General features: G+C 74.2%; 13 protein-coding genes. 7 read left to right on the plus strand and 6 right to left on the minus strand.

Going from position 1 to position 16,550, the window contains the following annotated elements; genetic code table 11:
* Positions 1-137: 137 nt before the first annotated feature.
* Positions 138-1,730 (plus strand): MFS transporter, encoded by a 1,593-nt coding sequence (locus A3IG_RS0115210; protein ID WP_018384434.1) that lies wholly within the window; start codon positions 138-140, stop codon positions 1,728-1,730.
* Between the two features lie 96 nt (positions 1,731-1,826).
* Here the strand turns inward: A3IG_RS0115210 and A3IG_RS0115215 are convergent, their stop codons facing one another.
* Together A3IG_RS0115215 and A3IG_RS0115220 are read right to left on the minus strand one after the other, a co-directional pair.
* Entirely contained in the window at positions 1,827-3,155 is a 1,329-nt protein-coding gene (locus A3IG_RS0115215) for a class I SAM-dependent RNA methyltransferase (protein WP_018384435.1), read from the minus strand.
* Between the two features lie 165 nt (positions 3,156-3,320).
* Positions 3,321-5,360, minus strand: a complete 2,040-nt coding sequence (locus A3IG_RS0115220) for an APC family permease (protein WP_040911552.1) — start codon at positions 5,358-5,360, stop codon at positions 3,321-3,323.
* 207 nt (positions 5,361-5,567) lie between these two features.
* Between A3IG_RS0115220 and A3IG_RS0115225 the strand changes: the two genes are divergently transcribed.
* Together A3IG_RS0115225 and A3IG_RS0115230 are read left to right on the plus strand one after the other, a co-directional pair.
* The gene (locus A3IG_RS0115225; protein WP_018384437.1) at positions 5,568-6,233 is read left to right on the plus strand and encodes a potassium channel family protein; all 666 of its coding nucleotides are present in this window, start codon (positions 5,568-5,570) and stop codon (positions 6,231-6,233) included.
* A 1-nt stretch (position 6,234) separates the two neighbouring features.
* Positions 6,235-6,912, plus strand: a complete 678-nt coding sequence (locus A3IG_RS0115230) for a potassium channel family protein (protein ID WP_018384438.1) — start codon at positions 6,235-6,237, stop codon at positions 6,910-6,912.
* 115 nt (positions 6,913-7,027) lie between these two features.
* Here the strand turns inward: A3IG_RS0115230 and A3IG_RS0115235 are convergent, their stop codons facing one another.
* The 3 genes from A3IG_RS0115235 to A3IG_RS0115245 all read right to left on the minus strand — a co-directional run bounded on the left by A3IG_RS0115235 (position 7,028) and on the right by A3IG_RS0115245 (position 9,204).
* Positions 7,028-7,861 carry a DUF3159 domain-containing protein gene (locus A3IG_RS0115235; RefSeq protein WP_018384439.1) on the minus strand — a complete coding sequence of 278 codons (834 nt, stop codon included), beginning with the start codon at positions 7,859-7,861 and terminating at the stop codon, positions 7,028-7,030.
* Between the two features lie 2 nt (positions 7,862-7,863).
* On the minus strand, positions 7,864-8,262 hold the full coding sequence (locus A3IG_RS0115240; RefSeq protein ID WP_078500521.1) for an OB-fold nucleic acid binding domain-containing protein: 399 nt from the start codon (positions 8,260-8,262) through the stop codon (positions 7,864-7,866).
* A gap of 72 nt (positions 8,263-8,334) precedes the next feature.
* Entirely contained in the window at positions 8,335-9,204 is an 870-nt protein-coding gene (locus tag A3IG_RS0115245; RefSeq protein ID WP_018384441.1) for an Fpg/Nei family DNA glycosylase, read from the minus strand.
* A gap of 181 nt (positions 9,205-9,385) precedes the next feature.
* On the opposite strand from A3IG_RS0115245, the gene A3IG_RS29865 reads away from it, so the two are divergent.
* The 4 genes from A3IG_RS29865 (at position 9,386) to A3IG_RS29870 (ending at position 16,302) form a co-directional block, all read left to right on the plus strand.
* Entirely contained in the window at positions 9,386-9,811 is a 426-nt protein-coding gene (locus A3IG_RS29865; protein ID WP_018384442.1) for a CU044_2847 family protein, read from the plus strand.
* Between the two features lie 3 nt (positions 9,812-9,814).
* Positions 9,815-12,031 carry a VMAP-C domain-containing protein gene (locus A3IG_RS0115255; RefSeq protein ID WP_018384443.1) on the plus strand — a complete coding sequence of 739 codons (2,217 nt, stop codon included), beginning with the start codon at positions 9,815-9,817 and terminating at the stop codon, positions 12,029-12,031.
* A 144-nt stretch (positions 12,032-12,175) separates the two neighbouring features.
* On the plus strand, positions 12,176-13,132 hold the full coding sequence (locus A3IG_RS0115260) for an AAA family ATPase (protein ID WP_018384444.1): 957 nt from the start codon (positions 12,176-12,178) through the stop codon (positions 13,130-13,132).
* A gap of 2 nt (positions 13,133-13,134) precedes the next feature.
* On the plus strand, positions 13,135-16,302 hold the full coding sequence (locus A3IG_RS29870; protein ID WP_051087510.1) for an SAV_2336 N-terminal domain-related protein: 3,168 nt from the start codon (positions 13,135-13,137) through the stop codon (positions 16,300-16,302).
* A 44-nt stretch (positions 16,303-16,346) separates the two neighbouring features.
* Here the strand turns inward: A3IG_RS29870 and A3IG_RS0115270 are convergent.
* Positions 16,347-16,550, minus strand: a 204-nt coding sequence (locus A3IG_RS0115270) for an integrase core domain-containing protein (RefSeq protein ID WP_018384445.1), incomplete at its 5' end; no start/stop codon positions are given.

Here is a 16,550-nt window from a genome sequence, read left to right on the forward strand (position 1 = left end):
CCCCACCGCCCCCCACCCGCCACGACCGGCGCCGAACGGCAGGCGCCGCCGCGCCGCCCCGTGCGGCAGCACGCGGCCGACCCCTGCGGTCGGCCTGAGCCGCCCCGAACACACGCACGCAGAAGGTAGCCCGACACATGGCCGACACCACCCTGACCGAGAAAGACCCCGTCCGCCCCGGCACGTCCCCGGACCAGGGGGGAGGCGCCCCGCCCCTCCCCGACCCCCGCCGCTGGTGGGCCCTGGTGGTCATCGCCCTCGCCCAGTTGATCGTGGTGCTGGACATGACCATCGTCAACATCGCCCTACCGTCCGCCCAGCAGGACCTCGGCATGACCGACGGCAACCGGCAGTGGGCCATCACCTCCTACACCCTCTCCTTCGGCGGTCTGCTGCTGCTCGGCGGACGCCTCGGCGACCTGTTCGGACGCAAGCGCAGCTTCGTCATCGGCCTGATCGGCTTCGCCGGCGCCTCCGCGCTCGGGGGCGCCGCCACCGGCCCCGGCATGCTCTTCGCCGCCCGGGCCATGCAGGGCGGCTTCGCCGCGCTGCTGGCCCCCGCCGCGCTGTCCCTGCTGACCACGACCTTCACCGACCCGCGCGAACGCGGCAAGGCGTTCGGCGTGTTCGGCGCCATCGCCGGAGCCGGCAGCGCCATCGGCATGCTGGTCGGCGGCTTCCTCACCGAGTACCTGGACTGGCGCTGGTGCCTGTACGTCAACGCCCCGGTGGCCGCCCTCGCGGTGATCGGCGCGATCGTGGTGCTCAGGGACCCGGGCCGCCGGACCGGCGCGCAGCTCGACGTCCTCGGCGCCGTGCTGGGCACCGCGGGCGTGCTGGCCATCGTCTACGGCTTCAGCGAGGCCGAGTCCCGCGACTGGGACGACCCCTGGGTGCTGACCCTGCTGGTCGGCGGAGTGGTCGTCCTCGGGACCTTCGCCCTGTGGCAGGCCCGCGCCAGGACGCCGCTGCTTCCCCTGCGCATCGTCAGGGACCGCCAACGGGCGGGCGCCTACCTGACCATGGCCCTGGTCACCATCGCCATGTTCGGCGTCTTCCTGTTCCTGACCTACTACCTCCAGGGCATCAAGGGCTGGTCCCCGCTGAAGACCGGTGTGGCCTACCTGCCGATGACCGTGTGCATGGTCGTCAGCTCCACGCAGATCTCGGCGCGCCTGCTGCAGAAGGTGCCGGCCCGGGCGCTGATCGTGCCCGGCGTGACACTGGCCGCCGGCGGCCTGACGTTCCTCGCCTCCATGGACGTCGACGCCTCCTACCTCACCCATGTCCTGCCCGGCATCTGCCTGCTGGGTTTCGGTATGGGCACCACCTTCATGGCGGCCATCTCCACAGCCACCAGCCGCGTCGCCCCGCACGAGCAGGGGGCGGCCTCGGCCACCCTCAACACCATGCAACAGGTGGGCGGGTCGGTCGGCACCGCGCTGCTCAACACGATCGCTGCCAGCGCGACCACGGACTGGCTGACGGACCACCGGGTCAACCCCGCCGAGCAGACGCCGCGGGCCAGGGCGGCACTGGCGGAGGCGACGGTGCACGGCTACTCCGTGGCGACCTGGATCTCCGCGGGCATCATGCTGCTGGCCGCGGTCGTCGCGGGCGTCCTCATCAACGCCAAGGCCCCGAACCGGCAGGCCCACGCGGCGGCGGACAGCCCGCCGGGCGGCGACGGCGAGGCCCACGCGGTCGAGGCGCCCGTCCACGCGGGCTAGGGGTGGTCCGGCCGCGGGACGTCACCCGCCCGGGGCCGCTCGACGGCGGCGCCCAGGCGGCGGGGCGTCCACGGCACCGCGGCGCGGGGTTCCGGGTCAGCGCCCCCGCGCCGCCCGCTCCAGGATCGCCACGCACTCCACGTGGTGCGTCATCGGGAAGAAGTCGAAGGCGCGCAGCGACACCGACCGGTACTCGTGCTCGGCGAAGAACGCCAGGTCGCGGGCGAGCGCCGCCGGGTCGCAGGCGACGTAGGCGACGCGGCGGGGTCCCAGGGCGGTGACCTGGCGCACGACCTCCCGTCCCGCGCCGGCCCGCGGCGGGTCGAGGACCACCAGGTCGGCGCCGGTGATGCCGGTGCGCGGCAGCACGCGCTCCACCTTCCCCTCCTCGACGCGGACGTTGTCCAGTTCGCGGAGGTTGTGCCGGGCATCGGCGACCGCCCGGCGGGAGGACTCGACGCCGAGGACGGCACGCACGCGCTCCGCCAGGGCCCCGGCGAACAGGCCGGCGCCGCAGTACAGGTCGATGGCGGTCTCCTGCGGCTTGGGCTCGAGCCCGTGGAGGACCTCGGAGACCAGGGTGTCCGCTGCCGCCGGGTGGACCTGCCAGAAGCCGCCCGCGCTGACCCGCCAGGTGCGGCCGGCGGCGCGTTCCCGGACGAAAGGCCGACCGTGGGCCCGGTGCACACCGCCCTGGTCGTCCACCCGCAGCACCGAGACCGGACGGTCGAGTTCCACCAGCGGTAGCCGGCCACCGGGAAGCGGAGTGACGACCACCTGGCGGTCGTGGGAGCCGGTGGCTGCGACCGCCTCCACCGAAGCGGTCCCCGGCCAGCTCCGCGCCTCCACGCCCAGCTCGCGCACCCCCGGCGCGGCGATCAGGCAGCGGTCGATCGGCTCCACCTCGTGGGAACGGTGGCGGCGCAGGCCCACCCGGCCGGAGGCGTCCACGGTGTACTGGATGCGGGTGCGCCAGCCCGGCACCTCCCCGGCGGGAAGCTTGTCCGCCGGGTGGGGCGCGACGCTGCCGTCCCAGCCGGCCTCCTCGGGGGTGAGTCCGGCGAGCCGCCGCAACTGCTCGGCTATCACCTCGGCCTTCAGCCGCCGCTGGGCCCCCGGCGTGGCGTGTTGCCAGTCACACCCCCCGCACCTGCCGGGGCCGGCGAACGGGCACGGCGCGGCCACCCGGTCCCGGGACGCCTCGACGACCCGCACCGCGTCGGCCCGCAGGAACCGCGACCCGGCACCGCCCTCGGTGACCTCGGCGATGACCCGCTCGCCGGGCAGGGCGTGCCGGACGAACAGCACCCGGGTCCTTCCGTCCGCGTCCGGGGCGGTCCTGGCGACGCAGTGGCCGCCGTGCGCCACCGGGCCGACGCTGACCTCGTACCGTTCACCGACCAGGTCGTCGGGGTCGTTCTGCACGGGGGACTGGACTCCTCGGTTGACGGGTGACCCGCGGCTGGACCGGGGTGGGACGAGCCGGTCGGGGGACAGCTCTCCAGTCTAGGGGGTGCCGCCGGGAGGGCGTCCGGGCGGGCGGCTCGGCCAACGCCCGCTCCGGGGCCGGGGCACCGGACGCCGCACGGGTCAGGACGTGTCGGGGCCCCGCTCCTTGCCGGTACCGGCCCGGGGCTCGCCGCGCCGCACCGAGCCGGGGGCGTTCCAGGTCCTGGGCTGCCTGCGGCGCTCGGAGGACTCCAGCTGCCAGGGCACGGAGGTGACCATCACTCCCGGTTTGAACAGCAGCCTTCCCTTGAGCCGCAACGCGCTCTGGTTGTGCAGGATGTGCTCCCACCAGTGGCCGACGACGTACTCCGGGATGTACACGGAGACCACGTCGCGCGGGCTGGACCTGCGCAGGCCCTTGACGTAGTCCACCACGGGGCCGGTGACCTCGCGGTAGGGGGAGTCCAGGATCTTCAGGGGGACGTCGAGGGCGCGTTCGTCCCACTCCTGCTGGAGCTGCCTGGTCTCCTGGGGGTCCACGTTGACGGTGAGCGCCTCCAGGGTGTCGGAGCGGAACAGCTTGGCGTAGGCCAGGGCCCGCAGGGTGGGTTTGTGCAGCTTGGAGACGAGCACGATGGAGTGCACGCGGGACGGCAGGATGGCGGCCTCGGCGGTGTCCGGCGCGGACAGTTCCTCGGACACCCGGTTGTAGTGCCTGCGGATGGCTCGCATCAGCAGGTAGAAGGCGGCCATCGCGACCAGGGAGATCCACGCGCCGTGGGTGGACTTGGTGAGCAGCACCACGACCAGCACCAGTCCGGTGAAACACGCACCGAACCCGTTGATCGCCCGGGAACGGAACATGCGCCGGCGCGTCGCCGGGTCGGTCTCGGTGGCCAGCAGCCGGTTCCAGTGCCGGACCATCCCGGTCTGGCTCATGGTGAACGCGACGAAGACCCCGACGATGTAGAGCTGGATCAGCCGGTTGGTGTTGGCGCCGAAGAGGTAGACCAGGAGTCCGGCGAACACGGCGAGCAGCACGATGCCGTTGCTGAACGCCAGCCGGTCGCCTCGGGTGTGGAGCTGGCGGGGCAGGTAGCGGTCCTGGGCGAGGATCGATCCCAGGACCGGGAAGCCGTTGTAGGCGGTGTTGGCGGCGAGGAAGAGGACCAGTGCGGTGACGGTGGCCAGGTACAGGAAGGCCAGGGAGCCGTCACCGAAGACGGCCGCGGCCACCTGGGCGATCACCGGGTCCTGGGTGTAGTCGGCGCCCGCCGGGTGCCCGTCGATGAGGATGTCCTTCTCCGGGTTCTCCGCCATCCGCACGTCGGAGTACAGGGCCAGCCCGACCACCCCGCAGAACATGGTGACCGCGATGCCACCCATCAGCGCCAGCGTGGTGGCCGCGTTCTTCGACTTGGGTTTGCGGAACGCGGGGACGCCGTTGCTGATCGCCTCCACGCCGGTGAGCGCCGCGCAGCCGGACGAGAACGCGCGCAGCAGCAGGAACACCAGGGCGAACCCGGTGAGCCCGGTCTGCTCCGCGTGGACCTCGAAGTCCGCCGTGGGTGCCCGCATCTCGTCGTTGAGGACCCCGGCGCGGAACAGCCCCCAAACGATCATGCCCAGCACGCCGACCACGTAGGCGTAGGTGGGTATGGCGAAGATGGACCCCGACTCGCGTACGCCGCGCAGGTTCATCAGGGTCAGCAGGGCGATGATGCCCAGCGCCACCAGTGTCTTGTTGTCCGCGACGAACGGGACGGCGGAGCCGAGGTTCTCCACGCCCGACGAGACGGACACGGCGACCGTGAGCACGTAGTCCACCAGCAGGGCGCTGGCCACGGTCAGGCCGGCCCGCTCCCCCAGGTTCTTGGTCGCGACCTCGTAGTCGCCGCCACCGCTGGGGTAGGCGTGGACGTTCTGCCGGTACGAGGCCACCACCGTGAACATCAGCACCACGACCGCGGCCGCGATCCACGGGCTGTAGTGGTAGGCGGACACGCCCGCGACCGACAGCACGAGCAGGACCTCACCCGGCGCGTAGGCCACGGACGACAGCGGGTCGGAGGCGAAGACCGGGAGAGCGATCCGCTTGGGGAGGAGCGTCTCACCCAGGCGGTCAGAGCGCAGCGCCCGGCCGATGAGGATTCGTTTCGGCACGTCGGTCAATTTGGACACGCGCAGGATCGTATGCGTTGGGGAGTGCGAGGCACAGTCGCCACCCATTGACCGGCGGGGTGGTGCGGGAGCAAGGGGCGCCCTCCCGGAGCCGCCCCACGATGTGTACCTTGGGCGGCTGTCTGAGAACCTTGGGGGGGATTTCGCAGTCAGCCCCGGGCCGGTCCCGGGCCGGGGCCGGACAGGACCTCAGCCGGAAGGACGGTCGTGCACATCGTCATCATGGGCTGCGGCAGAGTGGGTTCCGCTCTGGCGCAGACCCTGGAGCAGCAGGGCCACACCGTGGCGGTGATCGACCAGGACCCGACGGCCTTCCGCCGCCTCGGCTCCGGGTTCGCCGGGCAGCGGGTGACCGGCGTCGGATTCGACCAGGACACCCTGCGGGAGGCGGGCATCGAGGAGGCGGGGGCGTTCGCCGCGGTCAGCAGCGGCGACAACTCCAACATCATCGCTGCCCGGGTGGCCCGGGAGATGTTCGGCGTGGAGAACGTGGCCGCACGGATCTACGACCCGCGCCGGGCCGAGGTCTACCAGCGGTTGGGCATCCCCACGGTGGCGACCGTGCGCTGGACCGCCGACCAGATGCTGCGGCGTCTGCTGCCGTCCGGTTCCGAGCCGCTGTGGCGGGACCCCACCGGCGGGGTGCAACTCGCCGAGGTCCACGCCTCGTCCGCGTGGGTGGGGCAGCGGGTGAACCGGCTCCAGACCGAGGCCGGGGTGCGGGTGGCGTTCCTCACACGGCTGGGCGAGGCCGTGCTGCCCACCTCGGACACCGTGCTCCAGGAGGGAGACCTGGTGCACGTGGTGCTGCGCTCGAACGAGGTGGCCCAGGTGGAGGCGGTCTTCGCCAAGGGTCCCGAGGGAGGGCACTGACATGAGGGTGGCAATCGCCGGGGCCGGCGCGGTGGGCCGGTCCATCGCGGGTGAGCTGCTGGAGAACGGTCACGAGGTGCTCCTCGTCGACAAACGCCCCGAGGCCATCTCCGTGGAGCGGGTACCGCAGGCCGAGTGGCTGCTCGCCGACGCCTGCGAGATCACCTCACTGGACGAGGCCGCGCTGCACCGTTGCCAGGTGGTCATCGCGGCCACCGGCGACGACAAGGTCAACCTGGTGGTCTCGTTGCTCGCCAAGACGGAGTACGGGGTTCCCCGGGTCGTCGCCCGGGTGAACAACCCCACCAACGAGTGGCTGTTCACCGAGGCGTGGGGGGTGGACGTCGCCGTGTCCACACCGCGCCTGATGTCCGCGCTGGTCGAGGAGGCGGTGAGCGTCGGCGACCTGGTCCGGCTGCTGCGGTTCAGCCAGGGCGACGCCAACCTGGTGGAGCTGACCCTGCCGCCGGAGGCCGCCCTGGTCGGCACCAGGGTGGGGGACGTCACCTGGCCGGAGGACACCTCGCTGGTGACCATCATCCGCGGGCGGCGGGTGCTCACCCCGAGCAAGGACGACTCCCTGGAAGCCGGCGACGAGCTGCTGTTCGTGGCGGCACAAGACCGGGAGGAGCAGTTGGAGGACCTGCTGTCCGTACGGCGGGAAGCCGTCCAGGAGTAGGGACGCGACGGACGAGGGGCCCGGACCGCGCGGCGCGGTCCGGGCCCCTCCCCTTCGACTACGGCGACACCCGACGACGGCGACGCCGGGTGGTGGCACGGCGCCGGGCGGTCGGTCACCCCGGGGGGTTGGTCCCGCGGCGGACCGGGGTGCCGGCGGGTGCGTCGGGGCGTTCCCGCACATCCGGCAGTGACTGCTCGTGGGCCTCGGGTCCCGGGTCGGCGGTGGCCGCGGAACCCGCCACGGAGCCGTCGGCACCGTCCTCCTCGTCCTCCGGCCCGACGACCTTGATCGGTGGAGGGGCCTTGGCGAGGATGCGCCAGGTGACGTAGAGGGCCAGCAGGTACACGGGGATGCCGAGGGCGACCTTCAGCCAGCCCAGCAGCGTCACGTTGTCGGTGAAGTACACCGGGAAGAGGACCGCGGGCTTGATCGACATCAGCCCGGCCCACACCCAGGTGGCCCTGAGGTAGGCCCGGTACCGGCCGGGGTTCTTCTTCTTCCAGCTCAGGTTCTCGCCGAGGATCGGACCCAGCATCACCCCGACCAGTGGCCAGCGGACCAGCGCCGAGACGGCCAGGGCGGTGACGTAACCCACGCTGTACAGCAGACCGGGGAGGTAGAAGTTCTCCGCCTTGCCGGACTTGGTGGCGATGAAGGCGCCCAGGGCCACGCCGAAGACGCCACTGAGGGCGTGCTGGAGCGTTTCCCTGCGGGCCAGCCGGGCCACCGCGAACAGGGCGGCGAGCCCGAACGCCGACCAGGAGGACGCGCTGACGTCCCGGGTGACGGTGAAGACGATGACGAAGACCAGCCCTGGCAGCGTGGTGTCGATCATGCCGCGCACCCCGCCGAAGGCGTTCACCAGGGTGGCCGCGGCCTCCCGGTTGGCGGCCTCCGCCGCTCGCCGTGCCGCCGCGTCCGCCGCACCCTCCGGTGCATTCGACATGCTCACTCCTGACCGACCGGACGCAGTTCGTACCTGGGGTTGAACAGCACGGGGCGCCCCCGGTTCATGGAGATCCGGCCGGAAGCGATCAGTTTTCGACCGGGCTCTATGCCGGCGATGGCACGACGGCCCAACCACACCACGTCGAGGGCGGCGGACCCGTCGAAGAGCTCCGCCTCGAGCGCGGGCACCCCGGCACGGGGACGCAGGGTCACCGTGCGCAGCGTCCCGGTCACGGTGACGATCTCCCGGTCGCCGCACGTGGCGATGGGCGTGCAGCCCGCCGCCGCCGCGTCCTGCTGGAGCTCCTCCGCCTGGAGCTCCTCCCGGGAGGAGGCCAGTCGCTCGAGCATCCGGCGCAAGCGCCCCGGCAGACGTTCGGATCCGGTCGCACCTGTCATGCGGGAAGGGTACCCGCAACGGCCCCGACCAAGTCGGGGCCGCGGCCGACCGGCGCCGGCGTCGGCCGGCGGTCACCTCAGCAGCCGCGAGAGCCTGCGGTCGGCGAGCGGCCGGCCCCCGGTCTGGCAGGTGGGGCAGTACTCCAGGGACGAGTCCGCGAACACCACGGAACGGATGGTGTCCCCGCACACCGGACAGGGCTCCCCGGCCCGGCCGTGCACCCGCAGGCCGGTCTTCTTCTCCGCCTTGAGGTTCCGCGCGGCCACCCCGCGAGCGCGGTCCACGGCGGCTCCCAGCACGTCGCGTACCGCGGCGTGCAGCCGGTGCAGCCGCTCCGGATCGAGGGAGGAGGCCATCAGGTAGGGGGAGAGCCGGGCCGTGTGCAGGATCTCGTCCGAGTAGGCGTTGCCGACCCCGGCCAGCACCCGCTGGTCGGTCAGGAACGTCTTCAGGCGGTGCCGGCTGCCCGCGGCGAGCTCGCCGAGGTGCTCGGCGGTGAGGACGTCGGTCAGGGGGTCCACTCCCAGCCCGGCGACGCCCGGGACCTCCGCCGGATCGGTCACCAGGTACGCCGCCGCCCCCTTGGTGGTGCCCTGCTCGGTGAGCTGGAAGCCGGACTCGTCGTCCAGGACCAGCCGCAGCGCCAACGGCCCGCGGCCCCGACGCGGCCCGGTCGGGGCGGGGAAGGCGTCCCGGTACTGGATCCAGCCGGCGCGGGCGAGGTGCAGCACCAGGTGGAGCCCGTCGTGGTCGGCCGCCACGTCGAGGAACTTGCCGTGCCTGGTCACCCGGACGACGCGACGCCCCTGCAACGCGGGCGGGGGCGGATCGTAGGTCTTGAGGACCGCCACCGAGAGCACCTCGAGTCGCGCCACGGTGTGGCCCGTGACCCGGTCGTCGAGGTACTCGGCGAGGGCCTGCACCTCGGGCAGCTCCGGCATCTGTCCAGTGTGCGGCCGGACGCCGGAGGGGGCACCTCGGCGGAGCGCCGCCCGCTGGGCGGGGTCGGGGGCGTTGCGGCGGGATCGGGGGTGTTCCCCCGCCGGGCGACACTGATGTGCCATCACGTCGGCCGAGCCGAACAGGTGGTCCGGGCCATCACCCGATCGGCACAATGGGCAGGTGCCAGACTTCGCCGAGATCCGCCTCACCAATGACACGTCAGTACGCCTTGAACTGACTCCGTCCGAGCACACCGACAACGCCGACCCGTTCTCCCCGCCCGTCCGACCCGAGCAGCCGGACGGGGCCGACCTGCCCGACGGCTTCGGCGGGGTGTCGCCGGTGGGACGGCGCTCCGTGACCACCGTCGCGGCGGACAGCCTGCGCGTGGTGTTGCGCCCGCTGGGTCCGCTGCTCCAGGAGGTGTACGACGCGGTGGCGGCCACCCCCAACCGGCCGCAGCAGGTCAACGTCACGTTCGGCGTGCAGATCGGCCAGGACCTCAAGCTGGGCATCGTCGGTGCGTCCGGGCAGGCCAGCCTGACCGTCTCGGCGACCTGGGAGCTGCCGCCGACCGGCCCGCGCACGGGCAGCGGGGGCGCCTGAACCATGGGCTGGTTCCAGCGCGGCGCCCGTGTGGACGGCGACACGGGGCGGGCCGGCCTGGTCGGCGTCGCGGCTGCCGGCCCCAACGGGGGCACCGCGGGCGCCGGGGCACTGCTGACCCCGCGGACCGTTCTGACCTGCGCCCACGTCGTCAATGTCGCGCTGGGCGAGCAGCCGTTCGAGTCCCGGCACCCCGGCGAGGTCACCCTTGGGGTCACGTTCCCGGTCGCCGGCCCGGACCGCCACCCGGCGCGACTGGCACTGTGGGTGGCACCACGCGACCGCACCGGGGGGCCCGTCCCGGAAGGGGCCCGGGAGTGGGCCGGCGACCTCGCCCTCCTCGAGCTCGACGAGGAGCCGCCCGCCGCGGTCCGGCCGCTGCCCTGGCGCCGGATGGTCGAGGGCCTGCGGGTGCGGAGCTGGTACGGCGCGGGTCAGCAGTTCAGCTACGCCAACGGAGAGGTCGGCGCCTGCGACGACCTGGTCGGCTACGTCGACGGACGACTCTCCGGCGCCGCCGTCGGCCACGGCTACAGCGGCGGGCCGCTGTGGTGCGCCGAACTCGGTGCGGCCGTGGGCCTGGTCGCCGGGCAGGTGGCGCCCCCGCAGGGAGCGTTCCACCCCCAGCACGTGATGCGCCGGAGCTGGGCGATCCCCTGGCAGGGCGTCCACGCCCAACTCGAGGCGGCCGGCGCCGGCCCCTTGCTCGCGGCCGGCCCCGACGCGCCCTCCGAGGACCCGCGCGGCACCACCCCGGCGGGTGCGGACCTCACCGCCCGCCACAAACTGCTCGGCCCGCTGACCGTGCTGCTCGGCGACCCGGCGGTGCGTGCCGACCGGGCCAGGGAGGTCGCCGCCCGCTGCGGCCTCAGGGCGCCCGACGACGGTTCCGCGCCCGGGCTCGAGGAGCTCGCCGCGGTCCTCGCCAGGGAGCCCCGGGCCCTGGCCACGCTCACCGGGTTGCTGGCCCCCGCGGTCGACGCGCCGCACGCCAGGCACTCCCTGGACCAGCTCCTCGCCCACGGCCGGGTACTCGGCCCCGCCTGGCTGCTCTCCCACGACGAGCACCGGCTGCTGCTCGACCGGCTGGAGCTCCTCACCGGGACCGACACCGGGCTGCTGCCCCGGGCGCTGCGGGGCGCCCTGCCCTACCTGGACCTGCCGGGGCCGTTGCGCGCCCCGCACCTCGGTTTCGACGCGGTGCCGGCCGCGGTGGCCGCGCTGGAGCAGTTCCCCGGGGACAGCACCCCGGTGCCCAGTGGCAGTCCCCGGGTCCCGGCGCTGCTCAGGGTGGTGGAGTACCTCGCCGCCGCACGGGGCGGCGCGGAGGCCGCGGCGCTCCAGGACTGGTGCTCGGCGGTCGCCGCCCGCCTCGGCGTCCACCACTCCGCGCTCCTCGAGCGCCGGGCCGACGCCGCCCAGTGGGCCGAGCGGGCCGCCGCGGAGCGCCGCCCCCGGGTCGTCGTCAGACTGCAGCAGGTCTCCGGTGACCCGGAGGGGACCTACCGTTGCACGCTCTGGCAGGGCCGGGACGACGACTCCGCGGCACGACTCTCCACCGGCGACGACCACCCCCGCACCGCACCGGAGGTGGCCGGTCTGGTCCGGGACGCGGTGGAGGCTGCGGCCGGCGACAGCCAGCGGGTGCCGACGGTGGAGTTCGTCGTGGACCGCGGGGGGCTGCACTGGCCCGTGGACGAGTGGGAGGACGCCGACCCCGACGACATCGTCCCGGCGGCCCTCGGCGAGGACTGCCACGTGCTGCTGCGCTGCCCTGAACTGCGGCGACGCGCCCGGGGCGGGGAGTCCGAGCTGCGCCGCCGCTGGGCGCGGCGGCACGACGGCGCGCCCCTGGTGCTGGGCGGCGACCACCACAACGTCCGGGCGTTGGCCGGGGAACTGAGAACCACCTGGCGGGACCGCGGGCGGGTGGTGCTGCACGGGCCGCGGGAGCAGCGGAGCCGCCTGCTCGAGGTCTGTCTGGCACTGGGGGTTCCGGTGGTGCTGTGGGACCGGGAGGCAGCCGATGAGGAGCACTCCTGCCGACTGGACGCGGTGGCCCCCACCGGGTCCCTCGAGGGGCTGCCGGAACGGGTGCGGTGCTTCCGGGTCAAGGCGTTCACCGACCCCGCGCAGCACCCGGCCCGGCCGGCGCTGGTGTGGGAGGACGCGGACCGTCCCCTCCCCCACGAGCTGCGGCTCGCCGACCCCGGACGGTGACGTGACCACCGGGCCGGGTCCGCGGGCGGCGCGAGCGACGACGGGGACCGGGCCGCCGGTGTCCCGCACCGGGCGCGCGAGGACCGGGGGCGGAGGGGCCGGGGGCCGATCAGAAGCTGGGCACGAGGAGAGAGCAGGGGCACGATGACCGGCACGGACAACGGCGACTGGCGACTGTTCCGGGGGGACGGCGCGGTGCGACGGGTGGGCTTCCCCGAGGCGCCGCCCTGGCGCACGTTCACCGACGAGGAGCCGGGCCGACCGTCGGCACCGCGCCCCTACCTGATCTCGCCCCGGCACAGCGACGTGGTCAACGCCGCGCTGCACCTGCGCCGCCCGCTGCTGGTCACCGGCCACCCCGGCACCGGCAAGTCCTCGCTCGCGCAGGCGGTGGCGCACGAGCTGGACCTGGGGCGGGTGCTGCGCTGGCCGGTCAACAGCCGCTCCGCCCTCCAGGACGCGCTGTACCGGTACGACGCGATCGGCCGGCTCCGCGAGGCGAACCTCCGCCCTGACCGGGAGGGCACAGAACCCGACATCGGCAGCTTCGTCCGCCTGGGCCCGCTGGGCACCGCACTGGTCGCCGCCGACCGGCCCCGGGTGCTGCTCGTGGACGAGCTGGACAAGGGCGACGTCGATCTGCCGAACGACCTGCTGACCGTGTTCGAGGAGGGCGAGTTCGAGATTCCCGAGCTGGCCCGGCTCCCCGAGGAGCAGGCCCGGGTGGAGGTGCTGACCGACGACCCGGGAGGGACGGTGGAGCTGCACCGCGGCCGGGTGCGCTGCCGCGAGTTCCCCGTGGTGGTCATCACCAGCAACGGCGAACGGGACTTCCCCCCGGCGTTCCTGCGCCGCTGCGTCCGCCTCGACCTGCCCGACCCGGACGAGGCCCAGCTCCGCGACATCGTCGCCGCCCACCTCGGCGAGGACGCGCTGGCCCGGGCTGACGGGCTGATCCAGGCGTTCCTGAACCGCAGGGCCCCCGGTGAACTCGCCACCGACCAGTTGCTCAACGCGGTGTTCCTGCGGATGGGCGGGGTGGACCTGGACGCCGAGGGCCTGCTCGACGCGGTCCTGCACCGGCTCGGTGGAGCGGTCTGACGATGCCCGCACGGCTGCTGCGCGTCCTGCGGGAGAGCGGTCTGGACCTGTCCAGCACCGAACTGCTCGACGCCCTGTGGTTGGCCACCCGGTTCCCACAGGGCCCGGCGTCGCGCCGCGCGGTCACCGCCGACGGCGGTGACCGGACCGCCGTACCGTCTCCCGTGCCCGACGGCCGCTCCCCGACCGACACCGCGGAGACCACCGGACCTCCGGGTCCGCCCCCCGACGACGGACCCGACAGGGCCGCCCTGCACGCCTCCGCCACCGAGCCCGCAGCCGCCACCGAGGGCCCTGCGAGCGGGGCGGAACGGGCCTCGATCGCCGTGCGGGTGCCGGAGCGCAAGGCACTCGCCGCCGAACTGCCGCTCGCCCGGTCCCTGCGCCCGCTCAAGCAACGGCGCACCGGCAACCGCGGGCGCACCGCGGCGGGCCCACTCGACGAGGAGGCCACAGCCGCCGCCTGGGCCGACACCGGGGTGCCCGACGTGGTGCTGCGCCCGTCGCCCGAGCGCTGGCTCGACCTGGCGCTGGTGATCGACGACGGCGTGTCGATGCTGCTGTGGCAGCGGCTCTGCGTCGAGCTCCGTGCCCTGCTGCAACGCGTCGGCGCGTTCCGGAACGTGCGGGTGCACGGCCTGCGCACCCGGGGCCCCGGCGGGCCGCGGCTGTCCTGGCGGCCGTTCAGCGGCGACGTCGCCCGGCTCGCCCCGGCGTGCGTCGCGGACCCGTCGGGGCGCACCCTGGTCCTGGTGGTCAGCGACGGGGTCGGCACGATGTGGCGGGACGGGCGGATGCGCGCCGTCCTCGAGCACTGGGCCCGGTGCGGGCCCACCGCCGTGGTGCACGCGTTGCCCCGCCGGATGTGGCCCGGCTCGGGCATCGCGGCCGAACCGTGGCAGGTGGTGGTGCGCCAACCGGCCGCGGCCAACCACACCTGGCAGGTCTCCGACCCGGTGCTGCCGCCCGAGCTGGCGTCGTTCGACGGGGTGCCCGTCCCGGTGCTCGAACCCGAACCCGCCGCGCTGGCCGCCTGGGCACGGCTGACCGCGTCCCGCGGCGCCAGCGCCGTCCTGCCGCTGCTTGCCTGGGCGGAGACCCAGGACCCGCCTCCCGTTGCGGACCCCACCCCGGCCGGGGGCCTGGCGGACCCGGTGCTGCGGTTCCGGGACGCCGCGTCCCCGCAGGCGTACCGGCTGGCCGCCCACCTCGCCGCGGTCGCCCCGCTCTCGGTGCCGGTGATGCGGCTGGTGCAGACGGCGGTGCCCTGGCGGGCGGAGACGGCGCACCTGGCCGAGGTGTTCCTCGGCGGCCTGATGCGGCGCGGGGCGCCACCGACGAACACCGCCGGCGCGGACCCGCTCCACCCCCAGCTCCAGCGTTTCGACTTCGACGACCAGGTCCGCGCGGTGCTGTTGGACGCGGTGCCCGCCGGCGAGCTCCTTGCCAGCACGGAGACGATCACCGAGGAGCTGACCGCGCTGGTCGGGCGCTCGCCCGACTTCCCCGCGTGGTTGGCCCACCCCGGGGGGCCGGACCTCCTGCCGGACGACGGCCGCCCCTTCGCGTGGGTCCAGGCCCGGCTCCTCGCCCACCTGGGGATGCGGGAGCCCGCCGGGTCGGCGGCGGACGGGGACGGTGGCGACGACGCCCCGCCGGACGAGTCCGCCATGGGCCTGTTGGCGACCACCCAGCAGTTGGACGCGGCCCTGTCGTCCTGGCAGTCGGTACTCGTCAGGCAGGCGATCGGCCCGTTCCGGGTGCTGCTGAAGAACGACTCCAGCCCGCGCACCGTGACCTACGTCGCGGAGCAGCCCAAGGGGCAGCGGGTCCTGGTGCGGGTTCCGCGGACCGGCGGTCTCGCCGCGGAGGGCGCGCTCCGGCGCGGACTGCAGCGGGAGGCGCAAGCGCTGGGCTGGATGCGTAGTCGTTACGCTCCGACGCTGGTCTCGGTGGACCTGGGGGACAGGCCGCCGTGGCTGGCCACGGACCTGCTGGCCACCAGGTCGGGCGCGCCCGCCCCCACCCTCCGCGCCCTGCACGCGGTGCCGGGCTGGCGGTGGACCCCCCGCGGCTTCGCCACCTTCGGCTGGCAGTTGGCGAGCACCCTGGGTCGGTGTCACCTCGGCCGCATGGTCCACGGCACGCTCAGCCCGGACACCGTGCTGGTGGCCGAGGACCGCATCCAGCTCGTGGGCTGGTCGAGAGTGACGCTGGCCGCGGGAGGCGCCCCCGACGACTCGTGGGTCCGCAGCCGTCAGGCCGCGGACGTGCGGGTCCTGGTAGACGTGCTGGGGATGTCCGCCGAGGCAGGGGGGCTCCAGGAGCTGCCGGGGCCGGTGCGGGAGGTCCTGGACGACTCCGCCGAACACCCCACGGCCCGCCGGGTGGCCCACGCCTTCCGCCTGGTCCTGAACGACCTTCCGGTGGAGACCCCCACCGGTGCCGCGTTCCCCGCGCCCCACCGGAGGATCGCCGTCATCGACTTCTCCGACGGCGCGGACCTGGGCGTCACCACCGCACTGCTCGGCATGCTCCTCTCGGAGCAGCACGGCGGGGGCGTGCTGGTGGTCGACGGGGCCCTCACGCCGAACGCGCTGGACCACCGGGTGCGCTACACCCATGAGGGACCGGTGCGCGCCGAGCGGCTCGACCTGGGCCCGGCCCGGGCGTCGCTGTCCCGGCACCGGTCCGGGCTGCGGGTGCTGTCCTACGCGCCGAGGACCACGAACCCGCTGGCCGATCCCGACTTCGCCGCGCTGATCCCGACGATCGCCGAGTCCCACCCGTTGCTGCTGCTCGACCCCGGCGGGGGTCTGCAGCTGCGGCACAACGACGCGGTGCCCGCAAGCGCCAACCGGGCGCTGGTGGTCGTGCGGGGTGACGACGGGCGCCGGCTCGACCACGCCACCCTGGCGCTGAAGTGGCTGTCCGAAGCCGGCCACCAGGACCTGGCGGACCGGGCCGTGATCGCGGTGAAGGAGCCGCCCACCCGTCTCGACCGACTCCGCACGTGGCCGGCGGAGACCCGGCTGCGGCAACGCGGCCACCAGGTGCTGCACCTGCCGAACGACCGGTCCCTGGGGGACGGGGAACTGGGCACCGACCGCCTGGCACCGGAAGCGCTCGCGGCGTACCGCGCGCTGGCCGAGGTCCTGGGCACCCTGTGAGCCCCGGTACGCCCTCCGGCGGCCGGGGCCGGGTGCCCACCCGGCTAGGTGTGTTGTTCGGGCAGGTTGGTGACGCGGCTGGCTGGTGGGTGGCCGCCGATGCCGGTGTGGGGTCGGTGGTAGTTGTACCAGTCCAGCCAGTCGGGNAACGCTGCCTGGCGTTCGCGGTCTGAGGTGTAGGGCCGGTGGTAGGCCCATTCGTCGAGCAGGGTGCGGTGGAAGCGTTCGACCTTTCCGTTGGTCTGGGG

The organism is Wenjunlia vitaminophila DSM 41686, assembly GCF_000380165.1.
GTDB lineage: Bacteria > Actinomycetota > Actinomycetes > Streptomycetales > Streptomycetaceae > Wenjunlia > Wenjunlia vitaminophila.

Excerpts from the sequence above, each read along its gene's own strand:
- A3IG_RS29870 (WP_051087510.1), top strand. The coding sequence starts at position 13,135 with ATGCCCGCACGGCTGCTGCGCGTCCTGCGGGAGAGCGGTCTGGACCTG.
- A3IG_RS0115260 (WP_018384444.1), top strand. The coding sequence starts at position 12,176 with ATGACCGGCACGGACAACGGCGACTGGCGACTGTTCCGGGGGGACGGC.
- A3IG_RS0115240 (WP_078500521.1), bottom strand. The coding sequence starts at position 8,262 with ATGACAGGTGCGACCGGATCCGAACGTCTGCCGGGGCGCTTGCGCCGG.
- A3IG_RS0115245 (WP_018384441.1), bottom strand. The coding sequence starts at position 9,204 with ATGCCGGAGCTGCCCGAGGTGCAGGCCCTCGCCGAGTACCTCGACGAC.
- A3IG_RS0115230 (WP_018384438.1), top strand. The coding sequence starts at position 6,235 with ATGAGGGTGGCAATCGCCGGGGCCGGCGCGGTGGGCCGGTCCATCGCG.
- A3IG_RS0115255 (WP_018384443.1), top strand. The coding sequence starts at position 9,815 with ATGGGCTGGTTCCAGCGCGGCGCCCGTGTGGACGGCGACACGGGGCGG.
- A3IG_RS0115235 (WP_018384439.1), bottom strand. The coding sequence starts at position 7,861 with ATGTCGAATGCACCGGAGGGTGCGGCGGACGCGGCGGCACGGCGAGCG.
- A3IG_RS0115210 (WP_018384434.1), top strand. The coding sequence starts at position 138 with ATGGCCGACACCACCCTGACCGAGAAAGACCCCGTCCGCCCCGGCACG.